The organism is Nocardioides sp. 1609, from assembly GCF_004522105.1.
Lineage (GTDB): Bacteria > Actinomycetota > Actinomycetes > Propionibacteriales > Nocardioidaceae > Nocardioides.
The window spans coordinates 435,689-458,333 of sequence record NZ_SPUJ01000004.1 but is presented as its reverse complement, the minus strand read 5'-3'; the positions used below and the strand labels follow the sequence as shown (position 1 = coordinate 458,333).

Annotated in this window: 24 protein-coding genes; 11 read left to right on the top strand and 13 right to left on the bottom strand. The window is 73.1% G+C overall.

Annotated elements, in window-relative coordinates:
• Positions 1-29: 29 nt before the first annotated feature.
• Together rlmB and cysS are read right to left on the bottom strand one after the other, a co-directional pair.
• The gene (rlmB, locus tag E4623_RS12505; protein ID WP_134766850.1) at positions 30-1,004 is read right to left on the bottom strand and encodes a 23S rRNA (guanosine(2251)-2'-O)-methyltransferase RlmB; all 975 of its coding nucleotides are present in this window, start codon (positions 1,002-1,004) and stop codon (positions 30-32) included.
• Entirely contained in the window at positions 994-2,382 is a 1,389-nt protein-coding gene (cysS, locus tag E4623_RS12500; protein WP_134766849.1) for a cysteine--tRNA ligase, read from the bottom strand. The genes rlmB and cysS overlap by 11 nt, the downstream gene beginning before the upstream one ends.
• An 85-nt stretch (positions 2,383-2,467) precedes the next feature.
• Here cysS and E4623_RS12495 point away from each other — a divergent pair, with 85 nt between their 5' ends.
• Positions 2,468-3,760, top strand: a complete 1,293-nt coding sequence (locus E4623_RS12495) for a C39 family peptidase (protein ID WP_134766848.1) — start codon at positions 2,468-2,470, stop codon at positions 3,758-3,760.
• Positions 3,761-3,778: 18 nt separating this feature from the next.
• On the opposite strand, the gene E4623_RS12490 is transcribed toward E4623_RS12495, so the two are convergent.
• Entirely contained in the window at positions 3,779-5,302 is a 1,524-nt protein-coding gene (locus tag E4623_RS12490; RefSeq protein WP_134766847.1) for a molybdopterin-dependent oxidoreductase, read from the bottom strand.
• Positions 5,303-5,333: 31 nt separating this feature from the next.
• Between E4623_RS12490 and ispF the strand changes: the two genes are divergently transcribed.
• Positions 5,334-5,843: a 2-C-methyl-D-erythritol 2,4-cyclodiphosphate synthase gene (ispF, locus tag E4623_RS12485; RefSeq protein WP_280633656.1), complete on the top strand. Its 510-nt coding sequence runs from the start codon at positions 5,334-5,336 to the stop codon at positions 5,841-5,843.
• Positions 5,844-5,959: 116 nt separating this feature from the next.
• Here ispF and nirD read toward each other — a convergent pair whose 3' ends face one another.
• Positions 5,960-6,322, bottom strand: a complete 363-nt coding sequence (gene nirD, locus E4623_RS12480) for a nitrite reductase small subunit NirD (RefSeq protein ID WP_134766845.1) — start codon at positions 6,320-6,322, stop codon at positions 5,960-5,962.
• Positions 6,323-6,476: 154 nt separating this feature from the next.
• Between nirD and E4623_RS12475 the strand changes: the two genes are divergently transcribed.
• A complete protein-coding gene (locus tag E4623_RS12475) occupies positions 6,477-7,178 on the top strand; it encodes a 2-C-methyl-D-erythritol 4-phosphate cytidylyltransferase (protein WP_134766844.1) in 702 nt (233 codons plus the stop codon).
• Here E4623_RS12475 and E4623_RS12470 read toward each other — a convergent pair.
• Entirely contained in the window at positions 7,119-7,703 is a 585-nt protein-coding gene (locus tag E4623_RS12470) for a 2-C-methyl-D-erythritol 4-phosphate cytidylyltransferase (RefSeq protein ID WP_134766843.1), read from the bottom strand. The two genes, E4623_RS12475 and E4623_RS12470, sit on opposite strands and share 60 nt — an antisense overlap.
• 149 nt (positions 7,704-7,852) lie before the next feature.
• Positions 7,853-8,338 (bottom strand): CarD family transcriptional regulator, encoded by a 486-nt coding sequence (locus E4623_RS12465; protein WP_134766842.1) that lies wholly within the window; start codon positions 8,336-8,338, stop codon positions 7,853-7,855.
• 186 nt (positions 8,339-8,524) lie between these two features.
• Here E4623_RS12465 and E4623_RS12460 point away from each other — a divergent pair, with 186 nt between their 5' ends.
• From E4623_RS12460 to E4623_RS12450, 3 genes are all read left to right on the top strand, one after another.
• Complete coding sequence (locus tag E4623_RS12460; protein WP_134766841.1) at positions 8,525-9,724, top strand: UbiA family prenyltransferase; 1,200 nt, start codon at positions 8,525-8,527, stop codon at positions 9,722-9,724.
• A 111-nt stretch (positions 9,725-9,835) separates the two neighbouring features.
• Positions 9,836-10,438 (top strand): hypothetical protein, encoded by a 603-nt coding sequence (locus E4623_RS12455; protein ID WP_134766840.1) that lies wholly within the window; start codon positions 9,836-9,838, stop codon positions 10,436-10,438.
• Positions 10,439-10,440: 2 nt separating this feature from the next.
• Positions 10,441-11,184, top strand: coding sequence for a phosphoglyceromutase (locus E4623_RS12450; protein ID WP_134766839.1), 744 nt, complete (start codon positions 10,441-10,443; stop codon positions 11,182-11,184).
• A 174-nt stretch (positions 11,185-11,358) separates the two neighbouring features.
• Here the strand turns inward: E4623_RS12450 and phoU are convergent, their stop codons facing one another.
• Complete coding sequence (gene phoU / locus E4623_RS12445; RefSeq protein WP_134766838.1) at positions 11,359-12,012, bottom strand: phosphate signaling complex protein PhoU; 654 nt, start codon at positions 12,010-12,012, stop codon at positions 11,359-11,361.
• Between the two features lie 121 nt (positions 12,013-12,133).
• Between phoU and E4623_RS12440 the strand changes: the two genes are divergently transcribed.
• From E4623_RS12440 to E4623_RS12425, 4 genes are all read left to right on the top strand, one after another.
• The gene (locus E4623_RS12440; protein WP_134766837.1) at positions 12,134-13,333 is read left to right on the top strand and encodes an ATP-binding protein; all 1,200 of its coding nucleotides are present in this window, start codon (positions 12,134-12,136) and stop codon (positions 13,331-13,333) included.
• Positions 13,330-14,007: a response regulator transcription factor gene (locus E4623_RS12435; RefSeq protein ID WP_134766836.1), complete on the top strand. Its 678-nt coding sequence runs from the start codon at positions 13,330-13,332 to the stop codon at positions 14,005-14,007. Before E4623_RS12440 ends, E4623_RS12435 begins: the two co-directional genes overlap by 4 nt.
• Before the next feature lie 99 nt (positions 14,008-14,106).
• On the top strand, positions 14,107-15,045 hold the full coding sequence (locus E4623_RS12430) for a DMT family transporter (protein ID WP_134766835.1): 939 nt from the start codon (positions 14,107-14,109) through the stop codon (positions 15,043-15,045).
• Between the two features lie 25 nt (positions 15,046-15,070).
• On the top strand, positions 15,071-15,421 hold the full coding sequence (locus tag E4623_RS12425; protein ID WP_134766834.1) for a DUF1304 domain-containing protein: 351 nt from the start codon (positions 15,071-15,073) through the stop codon (positions 15,419-15,421).
• A 64-nt stretch (positions 15,422-15,485) separates the two neighbouring features.
• Here the strand turns inward: E4623_RS12425 and E4623_RS12420 are convergent, their stop codons facing one another.
• The 6 genes from E4623_RS12420 to E4623_RS12395 form a co-directional block, all read right to left on the bottom strand.
• Positions 15,486-16,217, bottom strand: a complete 732-nt coding sequence (locus E4623_RS12420; RefSeq protein WP_134766833.1) for a FliA/WhiG family RNA polymerase sigma factor — start codon at positions 16,215-16,217, stop codon at positions 15,486-15,488.
• Positions 16,218-16,295: 78 nt separating this feature from the next.
• Positions 16,296-16,868, bottom strand: a complete 573-nt coding sequence (locus tag E4623_RS12415; protein WP_134766832.1) for a hypothetical protein — start codon at positions 16,866-16,868, stop codon at positions 16,296-16,298.
• Between the two features lie 103 nt (positions 16,869-16,971).
• Positions 16,972-17,376 (bottom strand): prepilin-type N-terminal cleavage/methylation domain-containing protein, encoded by a 405-nt coding sequence (locus tag E4623_RS23345; RefSeq protein ID WP_134766831.1) that lies wholly within the window; start codon positions 17,374-17,376, stop codon positions 16,972-16,974.
• A 332-nt stretch (positions 17,377-17,708) separates the two neighbouring features.
• A complete protein-coding gene (locus E4623_RS12405; RefSeq protein WP_134766830.1) occupies positions 17,709-19,505 on the bottom strand; it encodes a hypothetical protein in 1,797 nt (598 codons plus the stop codon).
• On the bottom strand, positions 19,502-20,239 hold the full coding sequence (locus E4623_RS12400) for a hypothetical protein (RefSeq protein ID WP_134766829.1): 738 nt from the start codon (positions 20,237-20,239) through the stop codon (positions 19,502-19,504). Before E4623_RS12400 ends, E4623_RS12405 begins: the two co-directional genes overlap by 4 nt.
• Positions 20,236-21,534, bottom strand: a complete 1,299-nt coding sequence (locus E4623_RS12395; RefSeq protein ID WP_134766828.1) for a carboxypeptidase regulatory-like domain-containing protein — start codon at positions 21,532-21,534, stop codon at positions 20,236-20,238. Before E4623_RS12395 ends, E4623_RS12400 begins: the two co-directional genes overlap by 4 nt.
• 192 nt (positions 21,535-21,726) lie before the next feature.
• Here E4623_RS12395 and E4623_RS22990 point away from each other — a divergent pair, with 192 nt between their 5' ends.
• Positions 21,727-22,566, top strand: a complete 840-nt coding sequence (locus tag E4623_RS22990; RefSeq protein ID WP_209020651.1) for a hypothetical protein — start codon at positions 21,727-21,729, stop codon at positions 22,564-22,566.
• Positions 22,567-22,645: the final 79 nt, after the last annotated feature.

Sequence of the window (22,645 nt, the reverse complement as noted above, 5' to 3'; positions counted from 1 at the left end):
ACGGCCCCGGAGAGCTCCGACGGGTCGGCTCAGCTGCGGGCCTGGTTGATCGCGTAGAGGCAGACCGACGCCGCGACGCCGGCGTTCAGCGACTCGAGCGTGGTCGCCATCGGGATCGAGACGAGGTGGTCGCAGGTCTCGGAGACCAGGCGCGAGAGTCCGCCACCCTCGGCGCCCACGACCACGACGAGCGGGCCGCGGGCCAGGTCGGCGTCGGCCACGAGGTCGGGCAGGGAGAGGTCGCCGTCGGCAGCCAGGCCGACGACCATGCAGCCCTCGTCCTGGAACGCCTTGAGCTGCCGCACCAGGTTGACGGTCTGCGCGACCGGGATCCGGGCGGCGGCACCGGCGCTCGTCTTCCACGCCGAGGCGGTCATGCCGGCGGCCCTGCGCTCGGGGATGACGACGCCGTGGGCACCGAACCCGGAGGCACTCCGGACGACGGCGCCCAGGTTGCGCGGGTCGGTGATCGAGTCGAGGACGACGATCAGCGGCTTCTCGCGGTTCTTGTCGGCGAGGTCGAGCAGGTCGTCGGGGTGGGCGTAGCTGTACGGCGGGATCCGCGCGGCGAGACCCTGGTGGATCGCGCCCGACGTGAGCCGGTCGAGCTCGCCCTTGCTGACCTCGAGCAGGCTGACGCCCTTGTCCTGGGCGAGCTTGAACGCCTCGCGCAACCGCCCGTCGCGCTCGGCGCCCTCGGCGACGTACACGGCGTTGACGGGGATGCCCTCGCGCAGCGCCTCGAGCACGGAGTTGCGCCCGGCCACCCACTCGGAGTCGCTGCCCTTGCGGCGCTGCCGGTTGCCGGACGACGAGCGCCCGCCCTGCCCGGCGCCGTCGCGCTTGGCCTGCGCCGCCTTGTGCGCCTTGTGGTAGGGCCGGTCGGTCGCCTTCGGCGTCGGGCCCTTGCCCTCGATGCCGCGCTTGACGCGCCCGCCCGAGCCGGCGGTCGGCTTCTTGCTCGACTTGCGGATCGAGCCCTTGCGCTGAGAGTTACCGGGCATCGCTGAGACTCCACTTCGGGCCGGCAGGGGTGTCCTCCACCACGATGCCGGCCGCCTTGATCTGGTCGCGGATGACGTCCGCGCGCGCGTAGTCCTTGTCGGCCCGGGCCTCGGCCCGCTGCTCGAGCAGCCCGGCGACGAGGGCGTCGACCACCGCGGTCAGGGCGGCGTCGTCGCTGGAGCCGGCGCCCCACGCGGGGTCGGCCGGGTCGAGGCCGAGGACGCCGAGCATGGCGCGCACGGCCGCGGCGTGCGGCGCGGGGTCCTCGGCGCGGTTGCCCTCGCGGACGGTGTCGAAGATGACGGCGACGGCGGCGGGGGTGCCGAGGTCGTCGTCCATCGCGGCGACGAACTCCGCGGGCACGGCGCCGACCTCGCCCGCACCGGCGCGGTCGAGGAACGTCTCGATGCGCCGGAAGCCGACCGCGGCCTCGTCGAGCGCCTCGAAGGAGAACTCGACGTGCGAGCGGTAGTGCGCGCTGACCATGTAGAAGCGCAGCTCGATCCCGCGCACCCGCTCGAGCACCTTGGGCACCAGCAGGCTGTTGCCGAGCGACTTGCTCATCTTCTCGCCGGCGGTGGTGATCCAGGCGTTGTGCATCCAGTACGACGCGAACGCGTGGCCGGCCGCGCGCGACTGGGCCTGCTCGTTCTCGTGGTGCGGGAAGCGCAGGTCGACGCCGCCGCCGTGGATGTCGAAGGCGGGCCCGAGGTACTTGCCCGCCATCGCCGAGCACTCGATGTGCCAGCCGGGACGGCCGGGGCCGTACGGCGAGGGCCAGGCCGCGGTCGCCGGCTCGGAGTCCTGCTTCCAGCCCTTCCACAGCGCGAAGTCGCGCGGGTCACGCTTGCCGCGCGGGTCGGCGTCGCCGGCCGGCTCCATGTCGTCGACCTTCTGCCCGGTGAGCTCGCCGTAGGCCGGCCAGGACCGGACGTCGAAGTAGACGTCGCCGGAGCCGTCCTCGGCGGCGTAGGCGTGCCCGTTCGCGATCAGCGTCTCAATCATCTGGAGCATCTCGGGCACGTGGCCGGTGGCGCCGGGCTCGTAGGTCGGCGCCAGCACGTTGATCGAGGCGAGCGCCCGGGTGAGCTCGGCGTGCATCGCGTAGGCGAGGTTGAACCACGGGCGGCCCTGCTCGGCCGACTTGGTGAGGATCTTGTCGTCGATGTCGGTGACGTTGCGGATGAAGGTGACGTCGTGCCCGGTGTGGGTCAGCCAGCGCCGCAGCACGTCGAAGTTCACCGCCGAGCGCACGTGGCCGACGTGCGGCTCGGACTGCACGGTGAGCCCGCAGACGTAGATGCCCGCCTTGCCCTCCTCCAGGGGGACGAAGTCGCGCACCTCGCGCGTCGCGGTGTCGTAGAGCCGGAAAGTCACTGCCCGAGTCTAGAGAACGCCGGGGCCGGGCGGCGCATCCGCGACTTCTGTGGCAGGAGTGACGAGTGTGACGTACCGTGCTGCGGTGACCTTCCCCCGCGTCCGGCCCCTCGTGCGACCCCTGGTCCGGCCCCTGGTCCGGCCGCTGGTCCGGATCGGCCTCGGCGCCGTCCTCACCTCCTGTTACGTTGCCGCGATGAGCCCCGGTACGGCGCAGGCGGCACCCGCCACGGCCCGTCAGATCGACTACGCCCAGTGGGACTCCACGGCCGAGCTGCGCGCCGGCAAGGTCTCCGGCGCCGCCGTCGCCCGCGGGCGGGTCACCCTCGCGGCCCCGACGGCCCGGCGCTCGGTCGCGGGCAGGCGCTACGACGCCGCGACCTGGGAGTCGCCGTGGGTCTCCCCCGGCTTCTCCTTCACCGAGCTGATCCCGTCCTGGTCGGCGGCCACGCCCGGCGACAGCTTCGTCGAGGTCCGGGTGCGCGGGCGCGACGCCGCCGGCCGGCTGTCCAGCTGGGACCTCCTCGGGCGCTGGGCCTCCTCCGACGTCCACCTCGAGCGAACCACGCAGAGCGGGCAGTCCGACGACCTCGCCGACGTCAACGTCGACACCTGGCGCGCGCCCGGCGGGCTCGGCTCCTGGCAGGTCCGGGTCGTGCTGGCCCGCCGCGCCGGCACGACGGCCACGCCGTCCTTCGACACCGTCGGCGCCGTCACCTCGCGGCTGCCGGCCGACGCCCCGGGCACGTCGCGTCCCGGTCCCGCGCGCGGCACGGTGCTCGACGTCCCGCTCTACTCGCAGATGACCCACACCGGCCACTTCCCCCAGTGGGGCGGCGGTGGCGAGGCCTGGTGCAGCCCGACGTCCACCTCGATGGTGCTGGGCTACTACGGCAAGCTGCCGCGGCCGCGGGCCTACTCCTGGGTCCCCGGCGGCCACACCGACCCGTGGGTCGACTTCGCCGCCCGGGCGACGTTCGACCACTCCTACGACGGCACCGGCAACTGGCCGTTCAACACCGCCTACGCCGCCCCGCGCGCGGGCAAGGCCTTCGTGACCCGGCTCCGCTCGCTGCGGGAGGCCGAGCGGTTCATCGCCGCCGGCATCCCGCTGGTGGCCTCGGTCTCCTTCGGCGCCGGCGAGCTCGACGGCGCCCCCATCTCCTCGACCGCCGGACACCTGCTCGTGATCGTCGGCTTCACCGCGAGCGGCGACGTCGTCGTCAACGACCCGGCCTCGACGACCCGGGCCGGCGTCCGTCGCACCTACGACCGCGCCCAGCTCGAGGACGCGTGGCTGACGAGGTCGGGCGGCCTGGTCTACGTGATCCGCGACTCCGCCCACCCGCTCCCGGCGGGCTCGCCCGGCAACTGGTGACGCGCGCGCCGGCAGCGGTCAGGTCGAGGTGAAGGCGATGTCGTGCCAGCCGGTGGCCCCGTCGGGCTTGACGTCGGCCGCCACGCCGGTCTGCTGCTGACCGGCCCGGTCGGTGGCACGCACGAAGACCGTGTGCTCGCCCGGCTCGACCTCGACGGCGAGCTTCCACTGCACCCAGGTGTCGACGTTCGGGACGCCGCCGAGGGTCGCGACCGCCCAGGGCCCGCCGTCGACCTGGACCTCGACCCTCTCGATCCCGGTGCCCGGGGCCCAGGCGGTGCCGGCGACGACGACCTGTCCGGAGGGCACCGTCGCGCCGTCCTGCGGGACCTCGATGCGCGACGCCGTCTTGGTGGGCCCGAGCTCGGCGAAGCCCTGCTCGGTCCAGTACGGCGCGATGTCCTCGAACCGGGTCACCTCGAGGTCGACGACCCACTTCGTGGCCGACACGTAGCCGTAGAGGCCGGGGACGACGGTGCGCACCGGGTAGCCGTGCTCGACGGTCAGCGGCTCGCCGTTCATCGCGACCGCGAGCATCGCGCCCCGCCCGTCGGTCATCGCCGCGAGCGGGGTGCCGCAGGTCCAGCCGTCCTCGGCGGTCTGCAGGACCGCGTCGGCCCCCTCGAGCGGGCCGGCGGCGGCCAGCAGGGGCTCGAGCAGGACGCCGCTGAACCAGGCGTTGCCGACCAGGTCGCCGCCGACCTCGTTCTGGACGCAGGCGAGGGTCATCCAGTCCTCGCGGAGACCGCGGTCGACCAGCTGGGCGAAGGTCAACTCGATCTCGGTGGTGACCATGCCGTGGATCCGCACGGTCCAGTCCTGGGCGCGCAGAACCGGCCGGACGACGGCGGTGTCGACGAGGAAGAACGAGCCGATCGGGGTCATCCACGCCGCCGCGCCGTCGACGTCGAGCCGGGCGTCGGCGGGGACGTCGGGTGCGGTCACCTCGCGGACCTTGGTGCGGCGCTCGGACTCGACCTCGCGCAGGTCGCGGCCGGCGACGCGCGCCATCACGAACGCGACCCCGGAGGCGACGGTCACGACGCCGGCGACCAGGAGGAACTCGCGGCGACGCCGGCGCCAGGCCGGGCCGTACACGTCCTGGTCGGGCAGGGCCTGCAGGCGCCGGAGCCGCTCGCCCATCAGCAGCATCGCGAGGGTCATCACCACGAAGCCGACGACCGTGGGCAGCAGCCACCACCGGCTCGCGCCGTTGGCCTCGAGCAGCGCGAAGCCACCCAGGGCCGCCAGGACGACGTACCCGACGGCGGGCAGCCACCGGGACCGCCGGGCGAGGCGCCCCAGGACGGCGAAGACGACCGCGCCGAGCAGCAGGATGCCCGGCGTCGTGAACGACGGCCCGGGGACGTCGCGGGCCCACGAGACGACGCCCGAGGGCAGCCAGCCGTGCACCAGCTCGGCGACCGCGCCGACCGGGTCGAGCCGCAGGTGCATCAGCTTCGCGACCAGGAATCCGGCGGCGAGCCCGGCGAAACCGGCCAGCAGGCCGGCGAAGGCCCAGGCGGCCGCGGACTTCTTCATGCGCGCATTGTTCCTCAGGCATGATCGGCGCGTGACATCGTCTGCCGCCGCCGGCCCGCCGTCCCTGCCGCGCACCGGGATCGGCGTCGACGTCCACCGGTACGCCGACGGAGTCCCGATGCACCTGGCCGGGCTCGCCTTCCCCGAGGAGCCCCAGGGCCTCGAGGGCCACTCGGACGCCGACGTCGCCGCCCACGCCGCGTGCGACGCCCTGTTCTCGGCGTCCGGCCTGGGCGACCTCGGGTCGAACTACGGCACCTCCGACCCCGCCTGGGCCGGCGCGTCCGGCGTCGCGCTGCTCGAGGAGACCGCCCGCCGCGTGCGGGCGGCCGGTTTCGCGATCGGCAACGTCGCCGTCCAGGTCGTGGCCGTCAAGCCCCGCCTCGGGGCCCGCCGCGCCGAGGCGGAGCGCGTGCTGTCCGCGGCCGTGGGCGCCCCGGTCGCGGTCGCCGCGACGACCACCGACGGGCTCGGCCTCACCGGCCGCGGCGAGGGCGCGGCCGCGATCGCCACCGCCCTCGTCGTCGCCCTCCCCCGCTGACCCGTCACCTATAGGTGACGGGTCGACCCGGGTCCGGCGCTGACCCGTCACCTATGGGTGACGGGTCGACCCGGGTCGGGCGCTGACCCGTCCCCTCTAGGTGACTGGTCGGTGGTTCAGGCGGCGACGGCGCGGCGCTGGCCGACCAGGACGACGCCCTCGACCACCTTGACCTCGTACGACGGCACCGAGACGTGGGCGTCGTCGAGGCAGCGTCCGCTGCGCAGGTCGAAGGCGTGGCGGTGCGTCGGCGAGGCGACGAACGGGACGCCGGAGCGCACCCCGACGATGCCGCGCGCGATCATCGAGGCGCGGGCGAACGGGTCGTGGTTGCCGAGGGCGTAGACGGCGTCGTCCTGCGTGCGGAAGATCGCGATGGACTGACCGTGGACCAGCGCTGCGACACCGCGCTCGACCTCGAGCTCGGCGATCCGGCAGACGGGCTGCCACTCCTCCCGAGAGGATGACCGGGGTGACATGTCGAGACCGTAGGTTCCGCGACGACACGGAGACGTTTCGCAGTGTTACGGCTGTGAAACGTCTCGACCGTCGCAGCCGATGACGCCGCGCACCGTGGGGCCCGGGCGGGACGGGTGGGCCGGGCGCCCCGTCGGGCTCTGAGAGACTCGCCAGGTGCCTGCCGCCGTCGTCGTCCTCGCCGCCGGGAGCGGGACCCGCGTCGGCGCCGAGGTCAACAAGGTCCTCCTTCCCCTGGCGGGCGTCCCGGTGCTCGCGCACTCGGTGCGGACGGCGCTGGGCCTCGAGGACGTCGTCCGGCTGGTCGTCGTCGTGCGGGCCGGTGAGCAGGCCGCGGTCGCCGACGCGTTGGCGGCGCACCTCGGCGACGCCGAGGTCCGGATGGTCGAGGGCGGGGAGACCCGTCACGACTCCGAGTGGGCCGCCCTGCAGGTGCTGCGGGACGACGTCGAGGCCGGCACGGTCGACGTGGTAGCGATCCACGACGGGGCCCGGCCGTTGGCGTCGTCCCGGCTGTTCGGCGCGGTCGTCGCGGCGGCCCGCACCCACGGTGGCGCGATCCCGGTGGTGATGGCGCCGACGTTGCTGGGCCCCGACGGCGCGGTCCGCGGGGTGGCGGGCGTGCAGACCCCCCAGGCCTTCCGCGCGCCGGCCCTGCTCGCCGCCTACGAACGGGCCGAGGCGGACGGGTTCCGCGGCACCGACACCGCGGCGTGCCTCCAGCACCACGCGGCCGACGTCCGGGTGGCCGCGGTCGCCAGCGGGCCGGTCAACCTCAAGGTGACCTGGCCGCACGACCTAGGCCTGGCCGAGCGGCTCCTGGCGCAGCGCCTCGAGGACCCGGACGTCGTCGTCTGAGGTCACCCGCATCGCGCCCGACGGCGCCTCGACCAGGACGACGTCCCCCCGTTCGCGCAGCAGCACGACGAGCTCGGTGAAGTCGGTCGTGGGCAGCGAGTCGAAGCTCGCGACGGCGGTCGGCGGCAGCACCACCGGCGAGCAGACGACCAGCAGGCCCTCGCGGTCGACGGTCGCGCCGACGACGCCGTCGGTGACCTGCTTGACGGTGTCGGTGACCGGGCGCACGCCGACCACGGCGACGTCGTCCGCGACCGAACGGGCGACGCAGGCGGCGATGAAGTCGGGCGGGGTGAGCGGGCAGAGGCTGTCGTGGAGAACGAGCGTCTCCCCGGAGTCGCGCACCGAGGCCCACGGGACGGACTGGTCGACGAGCGTCACGCCGGCCTCCCCGAGCGCCCACGCGGCCGCCGCGACGAGTGCCTCGCCGTGCACGAGGTGGTAGGGCAGCGAGCCGCGGTCGTCGTCGACGACGGTCCCGAGCGAGGGCGGCGGCTCGTCGTCGTACAGGTCGTCGTGGTCCACGGGCTCACCGTAGGGCCACGGCCGTCGGCTGCGGTCGGACGGTCTCGGGACGGCCGTGGCCGGCCCCGGCGCCCGTCACGAGACCCCACGAACGCGACCGGCCCCCGCACCGTGGGTGCGGGGGCCGGTCGACAGGGTGATCCAGGGACCTACGAGGCGAGGACCTCGTCGAGGATGGTCTCGGCCTTGTCCTCGTTGGTGTGCTCGGCGAGCGCGAGCTCGGAGACCAGGATCTGGCGAGCCTTCGCCAGCATCCGCTTCTCACCGGCGGACAGGCCGCGGTCGCGCTCACGACGCCAGAGGTCGCGGACGACCTCGGAGACCTTCATGACGTCGCCGCTGTGCAGCTTCTCGAGGTTGGCCTTGTAGCGACGCGACCAGTTGGTCGGCTCCTCGACGTGCTCGGCGCGCAGGACGTCGAACACACGGTCGAGGCCCTCCTTGTCGACGACGTCGCGGACACCCACCAGGTCGAGGTTGCACGCCGGGACGCGCACCACGAGGTCCTGCTGAGCGACGATCCGTAGTACGAGGTACTGCCGGTCCTCTCCCTTGATCTGCCGCATCTCGATGTCCTCGATGACAGCGGCCCCGTGATTGGGATAGACGACGGTTTCGCCGACGGTGAAAGTCATATGTGATGAACCCCTTTCTAGAACTCCATCCTACCACGACTCAGGAATCTCTCAGACAGCGTTTGTGCAGGTCAGAGGCCCTATCACCCGTATCTCACCCTTGACAGGCCCCGGTTTGTGTGATGGCGGCGGGTTCTCGGACGTGGGTGCGCACACCCGCCGGCCCCATGGCTGATACTGCTTCCCATGGCGAAGCAGCAGCGCTGGCGACGGGGCGGGACGACCGACGCGCAACCCCCGGGCGAGCCCGTGGAGGCCCAGCCGGCGACGGCTCGCACGACGTCGTCGGAGGACGACGACGGCGTGGTCGAGGCACGACCGAGGACCGGCGCGACGTCGGTCGGAAAGACCCCCGCCGAGCCCGCCGGGAGGGCGCCCACCGAGACGCCCGGCAAGGCGGCTGACCAGGCGCCCGGCAAGGCACCCGGCAAGGAACCGACCACTGCAGCCGAGCGGGCGGGGAGGCTGTCCAAACCCCGCGCCGCCGGCGGCTCCGGCCCCGACACGGACACAGACACCGGCACCACCGAGGCGACGGCACCCATCAGGACCGGGCCCGACGCGGAGCCGACGACGACGGCCACGCCTGCCCCCACCGCGGCGGCCACGGCGGACGCGGCCACGGCGGACGCGACAACGGCGGACGCGACACCCTCGGGCGCGGGGCGCCTGCGGCTGTCGATCCTCGACTCGGCGCCGGTCACGCTGCTGCTGGCCGCGCACCCGCGCCAGGCACTGCTCACGGCCTCCGCGATGGGCGCGGGCGCCCTCGCCGCCGGCCGGCCGGCCCGCGAGGCCGCCGTCGTCGCGGCGACCGTCCTGGTGGGCCAGACGATCCTCGGCTGGCACAACGACATCGTCGACCGCGACCGCGACGCGCGGCACCAGGTGGCGCGCAAGCCGGTGGCGGAGGGGCGCCTCGAGACGGGCAGCGTCTGGTACGCCATCGTGGTCGCCGTCCTGCTCGTCGTGCCGTTGTCGATCTCGACCGGCGTCACCGCCGGCACCTGCTACCTCCTCGCGCTCGCGATCGGCCTGCTCGGCAACGTCGTCCTGCGCAGGGGGAAGCTGTCGTGGGTCTCCTGGGCGGCGTCGTTCGCGCTGTACCCCGCCTACCTCGCGTACGGCGGCTGGGGCGGCAGCGCCGAGGGCGCGCCGCCCGAGGTCCCGATCGTGGTGCTCGCCGCCCTGCTCGGCGTCGGGGTGCACTTCGTGCGCTCGGTCTGGGGCCTGGTGCCCGACGACGCCGACGGGTGGTCGCACCTGCCGCTGGTCCTGGGGAGGCGGCTCGGCGCCACCCGGCTGCTCGTGCTCTCGGGCGTGTGGACGGCGGCCGTCGTCGCCCTCGTCGCGATCGTCGGCAGCAGCACCGGCCTGCGTCAGTAGGCGCCGTCGTGCCGGACCGCGTGGGTGTGCCAGCGCCAGTGCACGACACCTGCCCCCGCACCACTAGTCTGGTGGTGCTCCGCGTTCCGACCTCTCCGTGAAGGCCTGACCATGTCTCTCCGGCGCCATCCGTCCCGCCCGTTCGTCCTGCTCGCCGCGGGCGCGCTGCTCGCGGCGCCCGCCCTCTCGTCGTGCGGCTTCGACTACGCCACCGACCGGGTCAACATCATCAGCGGTGGCGTCAACGACCGCGACGGCCAGGTCGACGTGCTCGGCGCCGTCGTCGTCGCCGGCGAGGACGACCGGGGGCTGTTCGTCGCCGGCCTGGTCAACAACTCCACCGACGACGCCGACGCGTTCACCGGCATCTCGCCGGCCACCACCGAGGCCGGGGTCTCCCCGATCGAGGAGGTCGGCACGCCCGTCGAGATCCCCGCGGCGGGCCAGGTCAACCTCTACGACACCGGGGGCGTCGCGGTGCGGGGCACCTTCGTCGCCGGCGACTTCGTCGACGTCGCCCTCACCTTCGACAACGGCCAGGTCTCGACCCTGCAGGTCCCGGTCGTCACGCCGTGCCACCAGTACAGTCCCGAGAAGCTGCCCAACCTCGAGCTGCCGGTGGCGGCCGAGGAGGGCACCGAGTCGACCGAGGCCACCGACCGGTACTCCTGCGAGCCCATCCCGCAGGAGCCCGAGGCCGAGGGCGAGGAGTAGACATGAGCCACACCCTGGTCCTGCTGCGGCACGGCGAGAGCGACTGGAACGCCAAGAACCTCTTCACCGGCTGGGTCGACGTCGACCTGACCGAGAAGGGCCGGGGCGAGGCGGTCGCCGGCGGCCGGATGCTGGCCGAGGCCGGCCTCCTCCCCGACGTCGTCCACACCTCGCTGCTGCGCCGCGCGATCACCACCTCCGCGCTGGCCCTCGACGCGTGCGACCGGCACTGGATCCCCGTCCGTCGCTCGTGGCGGCTCAACGAGCGGCACTACGGCGCGCTGCAGGGCAAGGACAAGAAGCAGACCCTCGAGGAGTACGGCGAGGAGCAGTTCATGCTGTGGCGTCGCTCGTTCGACGTGCCGCCGCCGGCGCTGGCCGACGACGACGAGTTCTCGCAGGCCGGCCTGGCCCAGTACGCCGACCTCGGCGAGGACCTGCCGCGCACCGAGTGCCTCAAGGACGTCATCGAGCGGATGCTCCCCTACTGGGAGTCCTCCGTGGCCGCCGACCTCCGCACCGGTCAGACGGTGCTGGTCGCCGCCCACGGCAACAGCCTGCGCGGCATCGTCAAGCACCTCGACGGCATCAGCGACGACGACATCGCCGGGCTCAACATCCCGACCGGCATGCCGCTGCTCTACGAGCTCGACGACGACCTGAGGCCGGTCACCCCGGGTGGCCGCTACCTCGACCCCGACGCCGCGGCTGCGGCCGCCGCCGCCGTGGCCAACCAGGGTCGCTGACCTCGGACCACCCGCGAGACCACACCGCGGGACGCCGCCGCTGAGGCGGCCCGGTCCCGCGTCCGGTAGGAGCGCGCCTCCCTCGACCCCTGTGGGTCCGCGGGCAGTGCGGCGGCCCCGAACGCACTGAACCCCGCCGAGGCGGGGTTCAGCTCGTTCGTGGGGCCGGGTGCGTCAGGACGCCGCGCGCGGGCTCTCGCCGGTGACGACGAAGACGACGCGGTTGGCGACCGAGACCGCGTGGTCGGCGATCCGCTCGTAGTAGCGGCCCAGGAGGGCGATGTCGACGGCTGCCTCGACGCCGTCCTTCCAGTCGTCGGACAGCAGCTCGGCGAAGCTGGTGCGTCGCAGCTGGTCCATCTCCTCGTCGTCGCGGCCCAGGGCGATGGCGGCCTCGACGTCGCGGGTGGTGATGATCTGCGAGACCCGCACCACCATGTCCTCGGCGACGACGGCCATCCGCTGCATGGTCTCGCGGGCGGCCTCCGGCACCGCGATCTCGGGCACCCGGAGGCGCGCGATCTTCGCGACGTGGACGGACAGGTCGCCCATCCGCTCGAGCTCGCTCACCATCCGCAGCGCCGCGACGACGGTACGCAGGTCGCCGGCGACCGGCTGCTGCAGGGAGAGCAGGGTGAAGGACGACTCCTCGACGCGCTCGCGGGCGCGGTCGATGTCGGCGTCGGCACTGATGACCTGCTCGGCGAGGATCACGTCGCCGGTCATCAGGGCCTTGGTCGCCTGGGACACCGCGGTCTCCACCTGTCGGCAGATCGCGGCGAGGTCGTCGAAGACGGAGTCGAGCTGGTCGTGGAACTGATCGCGCATGAGGCAGACCGTAGGCGCCGCGGGAGACCCAGCCGGGCGGATCCGGTGAACGGGGGGTGAACAGCGGGAAGTCACACGCTCCGTGGTCCGTCCCGGCTCGCGGTCGCCGTACGATCCGAGGGTGGACCCGACGACGCAGGCCTTCCTGGCCGCGCTCATCGGTGCCGTCGTCGCTGGCGGTGCCGTGCTCGCCTGGCACGTCAGCGACCGCCAGCAGCACCTGCAGCCGGTGCCCGACGAGCCCGCCATCCCGGCAGCCGTCGCGACGGTCCTCTCGGTGCTGCGCAGCAGCGCGGTCGTCGTCGACGACTCCGACGTCGTCCTCAAGGCGTCCGCGCCGGCCTACGCGATGGGCCTGGTGCGCGGGAGCACGCTGGTGACCCCCGAGCTCGCCGCGCTGGTGAGCGAGGTGCGTCGCGACGGGCAGATCCGCGAGACCGAGCTGGTGATGCCGCGCGACCAGGCGCCCGACCGGCACGTCACCGTCCGGGTCGCGCCACTCGGGTCGCGGCTGGTGCTGGCCCTCGTCGAGGACCGCACCCGCGAGCGGCGGGTCGAGGCGGTCCGCCGCGACTTCGTCGCCAACGTCAGCCACGAGCTGAAGACCCCCGTCGGCGCCATCCGGCTCCTCGCGGACGCCGTGTGGGAGGCCGCCGAGGACCCCGAGGCGGTCCGCCGGTTCTCCGAGCGGATGGTCCTCGAGGGCGAGCGGCTCACGGTGCTGGTGCAGCAGGTCATCGAGCTGTCGCGGCTGCAGGGCGACGAGCGGCTGGAGTCGCCGCTGCCGATGTCGCTCGACGACGTCGTCAGCCTGTCGGTCGACACCAGCGCCATCGACGCCGCCGCCAAGGGGATCTCGGTCGTGACGGGTGGCGAGCGCGGCCTGAAGGTGCTCGGCAACGAGGAGCAGGTCACCATGGCCGTCGCCAACCTGGTGGCCAACGCCGTCCGCTACTCCGACCCCGACTCGACGGTGCTGGTCACCACCCGCGTCGAGGACGCCTTCGTCGCGGTCAGCGTCGTCGACCAGGGCATCGGGATCCCCTCGGTCGAGATCGACCGGATCTTCGAGCGCTTCTACCGCGTCGACCCGGCGCGGCACCGCTCCACCGGTGGCACCGGGCTCGGCCTCTCGATCGTCAAGCACGTCGCCGCCACGCACGGCGGCGACGTCTCGGTGTGGTCGGTCGAGGGCCAGGGCTCGACGTTCACCCTCACGCTTCCGCGGGCCGAGGCCCGCGGGCCCCACGGTGAGGCGCGCCCCGCGCCCGCCGACCAGACCCTGGACGACCCAGGGCCGACCCAGGAGGAAAGCCCGTGACACGGGTACTCGTCGTCGAGGACGAAGAGAGCTACAGCGAGGCACTCGCCTACATGCTGCGCAAGGAGGGTTTCGAGGTCGCCATCGCCGCCGACGGCCACGCCGCCCTGACCGAGTTCGACCGCAACGGCGCCGACATCGTGCTGCTCGACCTGATGTTGCCCGGCCTGCCCGGCACCGAGGTGTGCCGCGCCATCCGGCAGACGTCGAACGTGCCGGTCATCATGGTCAGCGCCAAGGACGACGAGGTCGACAAGGTCGTCGGGCTGGAGCTGGGCGCCGACGACTACGTCACCAAGCCGTACTCGCCGCGCGAGCTCGTCGCCCGCATCCGCGCCGTGCTGCGCCGCGGCAGCGACCCCGACCTCGCCCCCGACACCCTCGAGGCCGGCCCGGTGCGGATGGACGTCGAGCGTCACGTCGTCACCGTCGACGGCCACGAGCAGCGGCTGCCGCTCAAGGAGTTCGAGCTGCTGGAGATGTTCCTGCGCAACCCCGGCCGGGTGCTGACCCGCGGCCAGCTGATCGACCGGGTCTGGGGCTCCGACTACGTCGGCGACACCAAGACCCTCGACGTCCACGTCAAGCGGCTGCGCGCCAAGCTGGAGCCCGACCCGGGCGAGCCGAAGTACCTCGTCACGGTGCGCGGGCTGGGCTACAAGCTCGACCTCTGAGGTCGGCGTCCCGGCCGGGCGGCCCCGTGTCCGGATGTCGGCCCTCGCTGTCCGAAACCCGCGCGACCGGGACGGCCGCCGGTTCCTAGGCTGGGCCTCGTGACCAGCACGCCCCTCAGCACGCCGTCGGACTCGCACGCCACGGAGCCCGCCCCGCCGGCCTGGCTGCCGGTGGTGGCGGTCTGCGTGACGCTGGTGCTGTGGGCCTCCGCGTTCGTGGCGATCCGGCACCTCGGCAGCGACTTCGCGCCCGGCCCGCTGTCGCTGGGCCGGCTGCTGGTCGGCGCCCTGGCGCTCGGCGTCGTGGCGCTGGGGCGCGGGGTGCCGCGGCCGACCGGGCGGCAGTGGGTGTCGATCGTGACGATCGGCGTGCTCTGGTTCGGCGTCTACAACGTCGCCCTCAACGAGGGCGAGCGGCGCGTCGACGCCGGCACCGCGGCGATGCTCATCCAGGTCTCGCCGGTGCTGATCGCGGTCCTCGCCGCGATCTTCCTGTCGGAGCGGTTCACCCCGCAGCTCGCGCTGGGCCTGACCCTCGCGTTCAGCGGGGTCGCGGTGATCGGGCTGGCCGGCTCCCCCGACGGCGACCGCGACGTGGTCGGCGTCGCGCTCTGCCTGCTCGCGGCGGTCGTGTACGCCGTGAGCCTGGTGCTGCAGAAGCCCCTGGTCGCCAGCCTGCCCGCCGTCCACGTGACGTGGCTGGCCTGCTCGGTCGGCGCCGTCGCCTGCCTGCCGTTCGCCGGCGGCCTGGTCACCGAGGTCGGCGACGCTCCGGCGTCCTCGGTGGCGTGGCTGGTCTACCTGGGGGTCTTCCCGACGGCGATCGCGTTCACGACCTACGCGTTCGCGCTGCGGCACATGAGCGCCTCCAGCCTGGGCGTGACGACCTACATCGTGCCGGTGCTGACCATCGTGATGAGCCTGGTGTTCCTCGACGAGGTGCCGCCCGGCGCGGCCTACGTCGGCGGCGCGCTGGCGCTCGTCGGGGTGGCCGTCGCCCGTCGTACGGCGCGCCCGCGGCCGATCCCGCCCGTCTGAGCGCCGGGCCTGGCATGCTGCGCGCATGAACGTCGTCGCCGGGGTCCTGGTCGGCCTGGTGGCCGCCATCCACGTCTACGTCGTCGTGGTCGAGATGGCCCTGTGGACCTCGCCGACCGGGCGCCGGATCTTCGGGACCGACCCCGAGTTCGCCCGGGCCAGCAAGTCGCTCGCGGCCAACCAGGGGCTCTACAACGGCTTCCTCGTCGCGGGACTCGCGTGGGGCCTGGTCTCCGGCGAGCAGGACGTGCGGCTGTTCTTCCTCGGCTGCGTCGCGGTCGCGGGGTTGTACGGCGCCGCCACGGTCTCGCCGCGGATCCTCCTCGTCCAGACGGTGCCGGCGGTGCTCGCGGGCGTCGCCGTGCTCGCGGCCTGACCGACCGCACCGTCGCACGGAGGGCGCGCGAAAGGGGCTGCCTCGGACGGCCGCGGGTGGCGGACTACCCGCTGAGCACCTGGGCGAGCCCGGTGCGCAGCGACGCGGTCGCGCGGCTGCGGAGCTGGCTGACCCGGGACTCGGTGACCGAGAGCACCTGGCCGATCTCGCTGAGCGTGAGGCCCTCGAAGAAGTACAGCGCGATGACGATCTGGTCGCGCTCGGGCAGGGTCGCGAGGGCGGTGAGGAGGGAGCGGCGGGTGTCCTCGTCCTCGAGGGCGGCGTCGACGGCGGGGGTGAGGTCGTCGAGGACGGCCATCTCCTCGTCGTCGGCGTGCGAGAACGCCGTCGGCCGCTCCTTCAGCTCGCGGAGCTCCCGCAGCGTGATGCCGGCCTCGTCGCACACCTCGTCGTCGGTGGGCGCCCGGTTGAGCCGGTGCTGCAGTTCCTCCCGCGCCCGGGTGACGTCGCGCAGACGGGTGCGGACCGAGCGCGGCACCCAGTCGGCGGCGCGGATGCTGTCGATGATCGCCCCGCGGATCCGCGGGACGGCGTAGGTCTGGAACTGCAGTCCCCGGTCGTGGTCGAACCTGTCGATGGCGTCCATCAGGCCGATGACGCCCTCGGAGACCAGGTCGGCTGACTCCACGGTCTGCGGGAGGGCGCTGCGCACGCGGCCGGCGACGTACTTGACCAGCGGCGAGTACTGCAGCACCAGCTGGTTGCGCACCTCGGGCGCCCCCGTCGCCTTGTAGCGGCGCCACAGCTCGTCGACCGACTCGATCTCCACACCCACCTGCGCCACCTCCCCCGAAGCACGAACGTCCCAGACCCTAGCGGGTCCGGGACGCTCGGTTCCTGCAGACGGGCGAGGTCAGAGGTCGAGGAAGGCCAGGTCGTCGAGACGGACGACGCGCGGACGCGCCGGCTCGGGCTCCGGTTCCGGCTCCGGCTCGGGGGCGGGCGGCTCGGTCTCCGCGACCGCCAGCGACACGATGGCCGGCCAGGCGTCGTCCGGCAGCGTGGTGGGCACCGGCGCGACGGGCACCAGCGGCTCGACCTCGACGACGGGCTGCGGCACGAAGGCGAGGTCGGGGAGCACGAGCGGCTCCACCTCGACGATCGGCTGCGCGACGAAGACGGGCTCGGGGACGACGACCGGCTCGGCCTCGACCGGGGGTGCCAGCACGAGCGCCGGCTCCGCGGGACGCGGGAGCCACGGCGTCGGCTCGGTGTCGACGACGACCCGGTCCTCCGGCGCGGCGGGGGCCGCCGGGAGGTCGGCGCCGAGGCCGAGCAGCACCCGGGTCAGGGCGGTCAGCTCGTCGGCGAGGCCGTCGAGGACGGGGGTGTCCGAGCTGGTCGGGGCGGCGACGGCACGCGGCGCGGGCACCGGGTGCAGCGGCCGCACCCGCGCGGCGTGGACGTGCCAGTCGTTGGCCGACATGGGCTCCTCCAGGGGATCGATCGGGGGCTGGGGGGAGAGCCGGACGGCGGCGCGCCGCGGGTGCGACGCGCCGCCGACAGGCTCGGGGGGATCTAGGGGTGGATCAGCATCCGCCCTCGGCGACGGAGCCGTCAGCCGACGACAGGTGGAACTCGGTATCGGTCGAGCCGACGCCCTCGATGCAGTAGCTGTCGGCAGCCTCGGTCGGAACAGTGATGGTGTTGTCGTCGGAGGACTTGAAGCCCGAACCGGTAGGCGTGGTGTCGTTGAGGAACGTCTCTGCACCGACGTAGGTGTTGTTGTCGACGAAGTAGCTCTCGAGGTAGGTCGAGGCGTTCTTGATGTCGGACTTGACGCCGGCCTCGGCGGCCTTGTCCTTCTGGTTCAGGAAGATCGGGATCGCGATGGCGGCGAGGACGCCGATGATGACGACGACGACGAGGAGCTCGATGAGCGTGAAGCCCTTGTCCTTCTCGGCGACGGTCTCGGTCTGCAGGTCGTTCGGCATGTCGGGGGTCTCCTGAATGGGTGTCGGGGAGTGTCTCTCACCCGAGGTGTTTGACGTGACAGCAGAGGTGTCGGAGCAACCCGGGACGGTCTTGAGGCCGGTCTGGACCGCCGGGCCGAAGTCTCAAGTCGGCCTGGTCGAGTGCCGATGACACGTCCGGCCCGCCATCGCGCGAGCCGGGGCCAGACCCGCCGTCGGCGTCCCACCACCGCGCCAGGACGCGGTGCCCGCCGACCGCCGCCGGACCCCACCGGGCGCGGCACCGGAGCGGGTGCGTCCGGGACGCCGACGGGCCCGCGCCCTCACGGGGGGACGACACGGGCTCGTGGACGCTAGTAGCGCGGAGTCAGCTCGCCGAACGTCTTCTGGCCCCACCCGGAGCGCACCGGGTCGAGGAAGAACGGCGGAGGCGCGTAGCGGAGCCGGGTGTCGTAGGTGTAGTCCTTCAGGTAGCCCGTGACGGTCGTGCCGCCGCTCGACGTGCCCACGGGGCCCCGGAACCGCTGCGCGAAGCTGCCGTAGAGCTTGAGCGTGCCGAGCCTGCCGCCCTCGTGGTACTGCTGCACCGAGAAGCTGTGCTGCAGGGTCAGGATGGCTGCGTTGACCTCGACGCCGCTGCTCATCGTCCCGGCCAGGTTGGCCCAGGTCGTGCAGACCCCGCTGCTGTTCCTCGCGGTGCACTTCATCGGGTGGTAGACGCGGACCGAGTTCTTCGCGATCAGGCCGAGCACGTCGGTGCCGGTGCGCCCGCTGGCGTAGGTGAGGTTGCCGGTCACGATGATGTTGTTGTCGGCGGCCAGGGTGGTGCGGCCCTTGAGGACCCCCTGGACGTAGACCGTGCCGTACCGACAGCTCGACTCGGCCAGGTTCAGGTTCACGTCGTAGTCCGGGTAGGTGCCGGTGGTGCCGGCCAGCGGCAGCCCGTCCCCGATGCCCCCCGTCGTCTTGCACGTGCTCACCGTCGGGGTCGTCCGGCTCGCCGGCACGTCCTCGACGAGGATGAGCCGCTCCTGCGGGACGTCCACCGTGGCGCCGGTCGAGCTGCCGAGGGCCCCGCTGCCGGTGCCCGTCGTGCCGCAGCCGGGGTTGAGGGTGCCGGTGCTGAACTTGCTCCACACCTGCATCTGCGGGGTCGCGGACCCGGTGGTCGGGAGGAACTTGATCCGGGTCGGACCCGTGTAGAGGCAGCCCGGCACCGGGGCCTTCGGGCTCGCGACCACGTACTGCCGCAGGTCCCCGATGGACGTCGGCAGCTCGATCTCGGCCCGGTAGGCCAGGCCGCGCTCGAAGACCGGGCTCGCCGAGCCGCCGTTGACGTAGCACGCGGTGATCGGCGGCGGTCCGGACTCGCTGGCGCGGCAGCCCGGGTTCGACGTGGTCGTGGTGCCCTTGAAGCGGGGTGAGCCGGTGACCTGGAACGCGTCGTTGGTGTGCATCGGACCGTTGATGACGTCGCCGGTGACGAAGTTGATGGTGGTGCAGTAGCCGTACCCCCCGCTGGACCTGCCCTCCGGCCGCTGCTGGCTCGCGGGGAGCGACGGCCAGTTGTAGCGGGTGCACTCGTTCTGGACCGTGGCGTTGGAGATGCCGTAGACCCGCTCGTCCGCGGGGTCGGTGGTCTCGTAGACCGTGTAGTAGAGGAACTCGCCGAAGCCGCCGCGGCGCAGCCGCACCTCGACGGTGCGGGTGGTGTCGCCCACCTTGCCGGTCGAGGCCAGCTTGATCGCGCCGGTGCTGTAGGTGCTGGTCGAGTCGACGTCGTAGTGGAACGTCGAGTCCGGTGCGCCCGGCACCGGGAGCCAGCCCGGCGTGGTCGTGCCGCTCCACCCGCACGTGTTGGTGCCGTTGAGCGGACCCTTCAGGGCGTTGTTGGTGCAGTCGACGCTCGTCCAGTACCCGTCGTCCTTGTTGAGCCGGGCCAGGTAGTCCGCGACACCGGCCTCCGCCGCCGAGAGTGCCTGGTTCCAGTCGGTCGACCGGTCGGCCGTCCTCAGCGACCCCACCGCGGCGCTGAGCGCCACCGTGGCGAAGAGCGCGACGGCGGTGAGGCAGGTCAGCACGAGGATGATCGAGGAGCCGCGGTCGCGCGGCGTGCTCGGCGGTCCGTCGCTGGTGGGCTGGGTCGTCATGTGCCGGTCTCCGTGAGGACGTTGATCTCGACGTTCGGCAGCCGGATGCGGCTGACCGCGGTGCGGGGCGGGAAGTCGGCGTCGCCCGGCTTGGTCTGGACCGTCACGACGACGTCGACGCTGGAGACCCGGGGCAGCGTGGCGGTGCTCAACGTGGCCTGGGTGATCGCGGCGCCCTCGTAGTCGTAGTAGGTGAAGACACCGGGCGAGGGCCAGGTCAGCCCGCGGGCGATCGCCCGCGAGCGGACGACGCAGGTCGGCAGCGCCCGGTCGCAGAACCTGTACTGCCCGTTGCCCGACGAGATCGGCGGTTGCGTGTCCTGCACGAGCTTGCCGGTGCGTGGGTGGGCCGGGTCGGCGACGACCTTGAGGGTCACCAGGCTGGGACCGACGGTGGTGTTGCCGACGTTCGCGTAGAACGTGATCGCCGTCTTGGTGGCGCTGAGGATCGCGGTGTCCGAGCAGCCCGCGCAGACGGTGTCCTCGAGCTGGGCCGGCAGGATCGCGGTCCGCAGCACCTTGCCCGACGCCGCCACGCCCAGCTCGCTCTGGGTCGTGTTGTCGAGACGCGCGTCGATGCCCGCGTACGTCTTCAGCACGGTCACGGCCACCCCCATCACGAGCGTGCCGATCAGCGTCATGATGCCCACCGTCACGATCAGCTCGGCGAGGCTGACGCCGCGGTCGCGGGGGACGGACTCGTCGGTCCTGCGGTGTCGCGTCGCCGCGGTCACGGGGTCACCGTCGGGACGGCGGTGTCGGTCGGCCTGAGGGTGACGACCTTGGTCGAGCCGCTCCCGCTGCGCTTGATCGTCCAGGTGCCGTACGGGAGGCTCGTGCGCAGCTCGCCGTCGAGCGTCGCGCCCAGGGTGATGGTGACGCCGCTCGGGCACGCCGTGTCCGCGGCGTGGGTGGCGGTGATGACCTGGCCCGTGGTCCCCCTGACGGTCAGCGGAGCCAACGTCGCGGTGGCCGCCGGCGCCACGAGGGCCTCGGGGTCGGCCGCCACGGGGGCGGCTCGGTCGTCGCCGGGATCGCTGTCGACGCAGCTGCCCGCCCACACCTCGTACCCGCTGGGGTAGGGCCAGAGCTTCGTCAGGACGCGGTTGAGGCCGGTGCCCGTGACCGACCGGCTCCCGCCGGGGATCAGCGCGCTGTTGCCGATGGTGACCGCGACCTGGTTGATGCCCGCGGCGGTGGCGGGCGGCAGGCTCCACCCGACCTGGGTCGCGAAGGTCACGTTGATCGTCGCGGCCCGGTCGTACTCGATCGTCCCGCGCCAGAGCTGGCCCGTGACGACGTTCGCGGTCGTCCGCGCCGTCGCGTCGCCGGCGGGGTTGACGTGACCCGCCAGGTTCATCGTCAGCGTGTAGGTGCCGGGCGTCAGGAACGCGAGCAGCACGCAGCCATCGCCGGCGGTGGCACCGCTCTTGGTCATCGCCCCGGTCGCGGTGACCGTGGCCCCCGAGACCGGTTCGCCGTCGCGGTCGATCACCTTCACACCGATGTGTCCGGTCAGTGCCGAGTAGGTGCCCTTCGGCGGGGTCATCGTGGTCGCCATGTGCACCGACTTCTCCCGCCCCTGGGCGTTCCAGGAGACGTCGACGTCGACCTCGAGGTAGCCGAGCTCCACGCTCGAGCCCTGGTCGCAGGCCGAGGCGGTGTTGCCGCGCTGCTTCCAGGACGCCGTCCGCTCGACCCTGAACTTCGTGCCGTCGACCACCAGGTCCTGACCGACCCGTTTCCCGGGCAACGGGCTCGGGTTGGTGACCATGCCCTCCTTGATCCGGTCGGGTCCGCGGGTCACGCCGGCGAAGGTGTCGCGGGTGATCTCGATCTCGCGGACGGCGAGGTTCGTGGCGGCCGTCCGGGCGGCGTCCTCGTGGGTCAACCGGGAGGCCCGGGTGACGGTGAGGAGGATCCCGGTCGTCAGCAGCGCGAACAGCACCAGCGCGACCATCACCTCCACCATCGACATGCCGGCGTCGCGCGTCAGGGCGCGGTCGCGGCCGGTGGGTCGGTTGCTCACGGGGTGGTCATCGGTACGCCGGGCCGCCCGCTTGAGCGGTGGTACGGACCACGACCGCCAGGAGCCCGGACACCCCCTCGACGGGCGAACTTCCGAGAGGCCGTAACCCCCGGAACCGGGGATCGTTAGTTGGGTCACACCGGCCTCGTGGTTCCTGTGCCGGTGACCCCCCACTGGAAAGAGGAACACTCGATGTCTCGTCCGTACAAGATCTTGTCGGTCTTCGTTGCCAGCCTCGCCGTCGCACTCGGCGCCACCGCCGTGCCGGCCTCACCTGCCGCTGCCGCCCCCGCGGCACCCGCAGCCGCCGCGGTCGACGCGGGCTCCGCGGCTCGTGCGGCCGCCGGCCCGTGCTCGGTGCAGGACCGTCGCCACGGCCAGACCCAGGTCCGCGTGGCCAAGGCCCGCAAGCACAAGAACGTCACCACCCGCAAGCTCCGCAACGCCAAGCGGGTCGACCAGCGGCGCGACACCCGCGCCTCGCAGAAGCGGCTGAACCAGGCCCGCAAGGCCAACCGCAAGGCCATCCGCAACCTGCGCACCCAGCGCGCCAACCGGGCCGACGCCCGTCGTGCGGCCGAGCGCTGCCACCGCAACAACACCACGCCCCCGCTGACCCCCGAGCAGACCGCGGCGTTCCAGGAGATCCTCGACGCCCTGGCCGCCGCCGGTCTGGACGCCGCCCAGCTGCGGGCCATCGCCGACCAGATCGCCGAGGCCCTCGCCGGCGGTGGCGGCCTCACCCCCGAGCAGCTCGCCGCAGCCCTGCAGCCGGTCATCGACGCGCTCACCTCGGCCGGCCTGCCGGCCGACCAGATCGCCGAGGTCCTGCAGCAGGTGCTCGACGCGCTGTCCGCCGGCAACCTGCCGAGCGACCCCGACGGGCTCATCGACCTCATCGTCGACGCCGTCCAGGACGCCCTGGCCGGAACCCCGCTCGACCAGCTCAACCCCATCCTCGAGGACGTCCAGGGCGGACTCGACGACCTCCTCGGCGGGCTCCTGGGCGGGCTCCCCCTCCCCCGCTCCTGACCCTCGACGGCCCCACTGACGACGGCCCTGTCGCCTTCTTCCAGGCGGCAGGGCCGTCTCACGCCCGGACGAGCTGTCC